8 protein-coding genes and 1 pseudogene are annotated in these 6,760 nt (G+C 51.7%); all 9 read left to right on the top strand.

The features are described 5' to 3' along the window. Positions 1-336, top strand: a pseudogene (locus B5D20_RS10275) (DDE transposase); the annotation flags it as partial. Positions 337-368: 32 nt separating this feature from the next. Then, positions 369-500 (top strand): transposase, encoded by a 132-nt coding sequence (locus B5D20_RS14310; RefSeq protein ID WP_078666147.1) that lies wholly within the window; start codon positions 369-371, stop codon positions 498-500. Positions 501-568: 68 nt separating this feature from the next. Then, positions 569-694, top strand: a complete 126-nt coding sequence (locus B5D20_RS14305; protein WP_107758391.1) for a transposase — start codon at positions 569-571, stop codon at positions 692-694. Positions 695-969: 275 nt separating this feature from the next. Further along, positions 970-2,070 (top strand): tungsten cofactor oxidoreductase radical SAM maturase, encoded by a 1,101-nt coding sequence (locus B5D20_RS10265; protein WP_159071784.1) that lies wholly within the window; start codon positions 970-972, stop codon positions 2,068-2,070. Positions 2,071-2,171: 101 nt separating this feature from the next. Beyond that, the gene (glpX, locus tag B5D20_RS10260) at positions 2,172-3,140 is read left to right on the top strand and encodes a class II fructose-bisphosphatase (RefSeq protein ID WP_078666145.1); all 969 of its coding nucleotides are present in this window, start codon (positions 2,172-2,174) and stop codon (positions 3,138-3,140) included. Positions 3,141-3,225: 85 nt separating this feature from the next. After that, positions 3,226-3,714, top strand: a complete 489-nt coding sequence (locus B5D20_RS10255) for a DUF2062 domain-containing protein (RefSeq protein WP_078666144.1) — start codon at positions 3,226-3,228, stop codon at positions 3,712-3,714. After that, complete coding sequence (locus B5D20_RS10250; protein WP_078666143.1) at positions 3,704-4,243, top strand: DUF2062 domain-containing protein; 540 nt, start codon at positions 3,704-3,706, stop codon at positions 4,241-4,243. The genes B5D20_RS10255 and B5D20_RS10250 overlap by 11 nt, the downstream gene beginning before the upstream one ends. A 22-nt stretch (positions 4,244-4,265) precedes the next feature. After that, a complete protein-coding gene (rho, locus tag B5D20_RS10245; RefSeq protein ID WP_174183007.1) occupies positions 4,266-5,504 on the top strand; it encodes a transcription termination factor Rho in 1,239 nt (412 codons plus the stop codon). Further along, positions 5,495-6,730, top strand: a complete 1,236-nt coding sequence (locus B5D20_RS10240) for a radical SAM family protein (RefSeq protein ID WP_078666141.1) — start codon at positions 5,495-5,497, stop codon at positions 6,728-6,730. The genes rho and B5D20_RS10240 overlap by 10 nt, the downstream gene beginning before the upstream one ends. Positions 6,731-6,760 lie beyond the last annotated feature (30 nt).

Below are 6,760 nucleotides of genomic sequence, written 5' to 3'. Positions count from 1 at the left end.
GCCTACAATTACAAGGGCAATGTATATTGCTATTGTCCGGAAACCGGAACGCAACGAGAAATGAGTAATGGTGGTTTTGAAAAAGACAGAGGGACACTAAAGAAGTTATGTCCGGCAAAGCGATACGGAATCAAGTGTCAGGGAATGGAACAGTGTTCAGTTAGTCAGGGAATACGTATACCGCTAGCGGAAAACCGACGGATTTTCACGCCGATCGACCGGGCAAGTTATAAGTGGGAAAAAGAATATAAAAAACGCACCGCAGTAGAACGGGTAAATAGCAGACTCGATGTAAAATGGGTACATCGCAAAAAGCATGTACCGGGAGAAAGGTAGGAAAAGAGGGTATGAAGTAGTATAATAAAGTAATACACACCTTTGGACGGGATCTAAAATTCAACCCACATGTTCATGTCTTGGTAACCGAAGGAGCGATAGACAAGAACAAGATAGGGAAAGGAATAAGTTTTATTCCGTACGAGTATTTAAGAAAAGCCTGATAAAAAGGTATTGCTGGACTGGTTGAAACAGAAATATTCGAAAAGCATAAAAGAGCAAGAACAAATAAATATGTTATATAAAGAATAATCAGAAAGAATTTTACGTATATGCAGAGCGGCGGATGAAAAATGTAAAAGGGGCAGCCCAATACATAGGAAGATACCTGGCACGGCCAGCGATAAAAGAACTTTAAGATGGTGAGACTGTATGGGTTGTACCGGCGAAATCTGAACAAACTGGTGCAAAAAATAATTGGACTTTGGAACAGGGTAAACCACAAAGTAAACGCAATAAAAACCAAAGCAAAGCAAGGTAAAAAGTTGGAAAGAGCGGATGCAAGAGGCATTTGGGAAAAACCCATTAAAATGCCCCTGTTGTGGGCAAGAGATGGAATTATGGTGGATATGGCATTACAAATATAGGACCATATGGTCATTTGAGTTTGTTCCTAAGAAAGGGGGAAGGGATATGGCCAAACTGGATTATCTGGATTACCAGATTGTTATCAACAAAAAACCGGATATACGGGAACTGTATCTGGAGCTGACCACTGCTTGTAATCTTAACTGCCAGAATTGTTATCGGCACAGCTGGCAGCAAGCGGGCGGGATGATGGCCCGGGAAACCTGGCAGCAGGCCCTGGCTGCAGCCCGGCGGTTGCCGGAATTGAAGCGGGTGGTGCTGGGAGGAATCGGTGAACCTCTGTTACATCCCGATTTCAAGGAAATAGTTACTGCTATCAAAAGAGAAGGCTGGTCACTAACCATTACTAGCAATGGTTTTTTGCTGGAGGAAAAACTGGGGCGCTTTCTGGTAGAACAACAGGTAGATGAGATTGTTGTTTCCATTGATGGCTATAGCCCTGAGGTTTTTGCCCGCAATCGCGGGGAGAGTCCTGACCCGCTCTGGGCCAACCTGACTGCTTTGCATAAGGTTAAACAGGAGCTGGGGAGTCAGTGGCCCCAGGTGGCAGCGGAAATGGTGGTGACCAGGGAAAATTATCGGGAGATTCCAGCTTTGCTAGCTGCCCTGCCCCGCTGGCAAATCAATACTCTCTATCTCAGTCAGCTGCTGCCGGTAACGGCAGAGCGAACCGGGGAAGTTTTTTATCAGCTTTATCCGACGGAAGAACTACTGAGCTGGCGTCGGGAAGTGATTACCCTGGCCATGCGCTCTGGCATCAGGGTGGTTTTGCCCCAGGTAGGCCTGAATACCAATCGTTCCTGCCGCTTTGTGGATGAGAAGAAAGTGGTTATTCGCTTTGATGGGGAAGTGGCTCCCTGTTACCGTTTTCTCCATTGCGGGAAGGAGTATGTGTTTGGCCGTCCCAAAGATCTGGAGGCGGTTACCTTCGGCAATATCCTGAAGCAGGACCTGGCGGCTATCTGGATGCAGGATGAATATGTTAAATTCCGTTTCCTGGAATATCTCAACCTTTACCCCTCCTGCCCTGATTGCGAATGGGTGGATGGCTGTGATATGGTCTGGCATAACCGGGAGGATTGCTGGGGTAATACCCCCTCCTGTGCTGATTGTCTCTGGGCCAGGGGATTGATTTTCTGTCCCTAGCAGGAATTCGGGCAAAGATGGCGAAATAGCATATAGGATAACATATTGGCATATATTGTGTTATACTATATTCTGTTTTAGTATAAAAGGAGTGATATTTTATGGGGCGTAAACTGGCGCTGGAATTTGCCCGGGTGACAGAGGCGGCAGCCCTGGCCTCGGCTCGCTGGATGGGACGGGGCAATAAAATGGCAGCTGATGATGCTGCTACTGAGGCAATGCGGGCTGTTTTCGATACGGTGGATATTAAAGGGACAGTAGTAATCGGTGAAGGGGAAATGGATGAAGCCCCTATGCTCTATATCGGGGAGGAAGTAGGGACAGGCAAAGGCCCGGAACTGGATATCGCCGTCGACCCGCTGGAAGGCACCAATCTGGTGGCCAAAGGGTTAAATGGCGCCATCGCTGTACTGGCTGCGGCACCCCGGGGCAGTCTCCTGCATGCCCCTGATATGTACATGGAAAAAATTGCCGTGGGACCGGAAGCAGCAGGCAAAATCCATCTGGATGCCCCCGTTCAGGAAAACCTGAAAGCCATTGCTGCGGCCAAAGGCAAACGGCTTTCCGACCTGACGGTAGTAATTCTGGACCGTCCCCGCCACAATCAGCTGATTGCCGATATTCGGGAAGCAGGAGCCCGGATTATGCTGATTTCCGATGGAGATGTCTCACCGGGAGTAGCGGTAGCTTTTGAGGAATCGGGCGTGGATTTGATGATCGGCATCGGTGGGGCGCCGGAAGGGGTAATTACTGCAGCTGCTCTCAAGTGCCTGGGCGGGGAAATGCAGGGGCGGCTGGTGCCAGAGGATGAAAGCGAATGGACTCGCTGCCAGGCCATGGGCATTACCGACCCCAAAAAGATATTGACCATGGATGATCTGGTCAAGGGGGATGACATTTTCTTTGCTGCCACCGGAATCACCCCTTCCAGCTTGCTGAAAGGAGTGGCCTTTACCGCCATTGGAGCCAAAACCCATACGCTGGTCATGCGAGGTAAATCGGGAACTGTGCGGTTTATTGAAGCCATACACCGCTTTGATAAGAAACCTAAATATAATCTGGGCCACTAAAACAGAGGGCATGGCGCATTGGTTGACGCCATGCCCTTCTTCCGTTATACTGAAAGTTAGTGATTGACGAGGGCGAGGGGAGAAAATGCGGCTGGGGCGGCGAATCCGCTTATTCTTATTGCTCTTTTTTCGCATTAAGGACATGCCCGCAAAAGTGGCACTGGGATTTGCCGTAGGCTCCTGTGTCAATTTTTATCCTACCTTCGGGGTAGGGGTTCCCATCGCCCTGGCAGCAGCCCGGCTGGCCCGGGGGAATGTTTTTGCCGGTTTATTAGGAGATCTCCTGTTCAAGCCTCTCTTTCCCTTCTTTTTTTATCTGGATTTACTGGTAGGCAACTCTCTGTTCGGTGAAAAACAAGCCGCTATTTCTCAGCAATTACTAGGCCTGGTCAAGATGGAATGGCAGGCCTTTGTTCAGGTAGGCAAAGCTTTTTTTCTGGGAGCGCTGGTCAACAGCTTGCTGCTGGGGCTGATTCTCTTTTTGGTGGTCTGGCGGACTTTTGCCCGTCTGCAGCCATGGTGTCTGAACCGTTTGCGGCATTCAAGGAGAAAGGAAGTATCAGATGCGCATTAACCGCTATTTTCGTTATCAGTATCTCCGTATTTTACGCCTCAAGGATGCACCTGATAAAATCGCCAGGGGAGTGGCGCTGGGGGTGGCCCTGGACTTTTTACCCCTGCCATTTATCAGTTTGTTTGTAGCCTGGATAGTGGCCAAACTGGCGCGCTGGAATACCCTGGCGGCAGTGATTACGGCAGCGGCTTTAAAACCGGCGGTGTTCACTATTTTTTTTCCACTCAATATACTGGTGGGCAGCCTGTTTGTAGAAGGCCGGACTGTTCATCCCCAGCAGGTACAGGTACCGGTGGCTGAACCGGGGATGGACCCCCATTCTCTGGCCAATTTTTTCTCACTGGCTACCCTGAAAAGCCTGGGCTGGCCTTTTCTGGTGGGTTCTTTTATTAATGCAGGAGTCAGTTTCTTGCTGGTTTACCTGCTGGTTAACCGCACCCTGATCTATCGGATGGAGAAAAGACTGGCCCGTTTAAAAACCGGGGTATCCGGGGAAAATAATAATTCAGAAAATCAACAGGAGGGTTGAGATTTTGACAACGCAACTGAATATGCAGGAGCTGGAGGCCATGACTCTGCAGGAGCTGTACAAGGTGGCCCGGGAACTGGAGATTCCCGGATACCGGCAGCTGCGCAAAAAAGAGCTGGTCTTTGAGATTTTGAAAGCCCGTACCGAAAAGGATGGGCTGCTGTTCGCCCAGGGAATTCTGGATATCCTGCCTGATGGCTACGGTTTTTTGCGTCCCTTCGCTTATACCCCCAGTTCCGATGATATCTATGTCTCCCCATCCCAGATTCGCCGTTTTGATTTGCGCACCGGTGACCAGGTGGCGGGCCAGGTCCGGCCGCCCAAGGAAAATGAACGCTTTTTTGCCCTTTTACGGGTAGAATCGGTTAATGGCTTTCCGCCGGAATCCTCACCGGAACGCTTGCCTTTCGATGCCCTAACACCCTTATACCCTGATGAGAGGCTGACTTTAGAAACCACTTCCGATAAACTGGCTTTACGCCTGATTGACCTGCTGGCCCCCATCGGTAAGGGACAGCGGGGATTGATCGTGGCTCCTCCTAAGGCAGGGAAAACTACGTTGCTGAAAGAAATCGCTAATGCCATTACTGCCAATCATCCGGAAGTGCATTTGCTGGTGTTACTCATTGATGAGCGGCCGGAGGAAGTCACTGATATGGAGCGCAGTGTCAAAGGGGAAGTGGTGGCTTCCACCTTTGATGAACCGCCGGAACATCATGTCAAGGTGGCAGAAATGGTGTTAGAAAGAGCGAAACGGCTGGTGGAACACAAAGAAGATGTAGTGATTTTGCTGGATTCCATTACCCGGCTGGCCCGGGCCTATAACGTGGTAGTTCCGCCCAGTGGCCGTACCCTTTCCGGCGGTGTAGATCCCACAGCTTTGCATAAACCCAAACGCTTTTTTGGGGCAGCCCGCAACCTGGAGGAGGGAGGCAGTCTCACCATTCTGGCTACGGCGCTGGTGGAAACGGGCAGCCGTATGGATGATGTGATTTTTGAGGAATTCAAAGGCACAGGCAATATGGAGCTGATTCTGGATCGCAAACTGGCGGAACGCCGGATTTTCCCGGCCATTGATGTCCAGCGCTCCGGAACCCGCAAGGAAGAGCTGCTGCTGAGCAAGGAGGAGCTGGAGTTTGTCTGGAACCTGCGCCGGACTTCCAGCGGGGTGCCTTCCGCAGAAGTGGTGGAAAAAATGCGGGAATGGCTGAAAAAGTCCAGCTGCAATAAGGAACTGGTGGAGATGATCAAATGGGGATAAGGATGCTGGTAGCGGATGCCAGGGGACGGGTTATGGATATCCCGGGCTGGGGTATGGCCGGGCGCAGTGGCCGCTTTTTTACTGAGCCGCACCCGGAAGAAATGATACCCTTGCCACCGGGGGCCAGTCTGACGCTGTTGCCAGGCTGTCGTCCAGTGGGGGTGGACCGCCAGGGTAAAATTCGGGTCTATGAGCGCTATTATGCGGTAGCGGCCTTATTGCCTCAGGGTTATACCCGGACCTTATTGCCGGCTTATCAGCGGGTGGAAGGGGACAAGCCTTTACCGCTGCTGGGCTATACGGCGGTGGGCTGGGCCAAAGGCCGTTACTGGGTAGCAGCCAGCAAAACGGACCGGCCCCGGAAGTGGAATCCCCTGCTTTATAATACCCCTGACCTGGCGGAGCGGGTGGCCCGCATCCGGAAGGAACTGCCCCATAACCGTATTATCCGTCAGTTGGGCCGTTGTAGCCTGGATTATGGCTGTCTGACAGCCCAGAATATTTTCTACCGCCGCTGGGAAGGGGGAATTCCCGTTTCCCCGGCCTGTAATGCCCGCTGTGTAGGCTGTATCTCCCTGCAGCCAGCAGAATGTTGCCCCTCCCCGCAGGAGCGGATTGGTTTTTCGCCCACTAGAGAGGAAATTGTGGAAGTGGCCCTGCCCCATCTTCAACAGGCGGAAGGAGCAATTGTCAGTTTCGGCCAGGGCTGTGAAGGCGAGCCCAGTTTGGCGGCTCCTCTGATTGCGGAGGCAATCAAAGAGATCAGAACCCGAACCAGCCAGGGGACCATCAATATGAATACCAATGCCGGATATACCGAGGGTATTAGGCTGATAGCGGAAGCAGGAATCGATTCCCTGCGGGTAAGTCTAAACAGCGCTCAGCCCGACTGGTATCAAGCCTATTATCGCCCGCCCGGTTATACCCTGAGGGATGTGCGGGCATCCCTGAGCCTGGCGGCCAGGCAGGGGGTGTTTCTTTCCCTCAATTATCTGGTTTTCCCGGGGGTCAGTGACCAGAGAGCAGAGCTGGAAGCACTGGTGGAACTGGTCAAATCCACGGGTGTGAAGCTGATCCAGCTGCGCAATCTGAATATCGATCCAGACCTGTATTGTCAGTTGACCGGGGTGCAAGAACCGGGGATGGGGATGGTGGCTTTTCTGAAGGAGCTAAGGCGGCAATTGCCCGGGGTCAGCCTCGGCAATTTTTCCCGCCCTCTGCGCTAAAGCTCTTGTCACTCTCAGGGCCTTATGATA

The organism is Carboxydocella sporoproducens DSM 16521, from assembly GCF_900167165.1.
In the GTDB taxonomy this organism is placed as follows: Bacteria; Bacillota.
This window is presented reverse-complemented; position numbering and strand designations above follow the sequence as displayed.

Bases quoted from the DNA above. Each gene is read 5' to 3' on its own strand.
- B5D20_RS10250 (WP_078666143.1), top strand. From the start codon at position 3,704: ATGCGCATTAACCGCTATTTTCGTTATCAGTATCTCCGTATTTTACGC.
- glpX (WP_078666145.1), top strand. From the start codon at position 2,172: ATGGGGCGTAAACTGGCGCTGGAATTTGCCCGGGTGACAGAGGCGGCA.
- rho (WP_174183007.1), top strand. From the start codon at position 4,266: ATGCAGGAGCTGGAGGCCATGACTCTGCAGGAGCTGTACAAGGTGGCC.
- B5D20_RS10265 (WP_159071784.1), top strand. From the start codon at position 970: ATGGCCAAACTGGATTATCTGGATTACCAGATTGTTATCAACAAAAAA.
- B5D20_RS10240 (WP_078666141.1), top strand. From the start codon at position 5,495: ATGGGGATAAGGATGCTGGTAGCGGATGCCAGGGGACGGGTTATGGAT.
- B5D20_RS10255 (WP_078666144.1), top strand. From the start codon at position 3,226: ATGCGGCTGGGGCGGCGAATCCGCTTATTCTTATTGCTCTTTTTTCGC.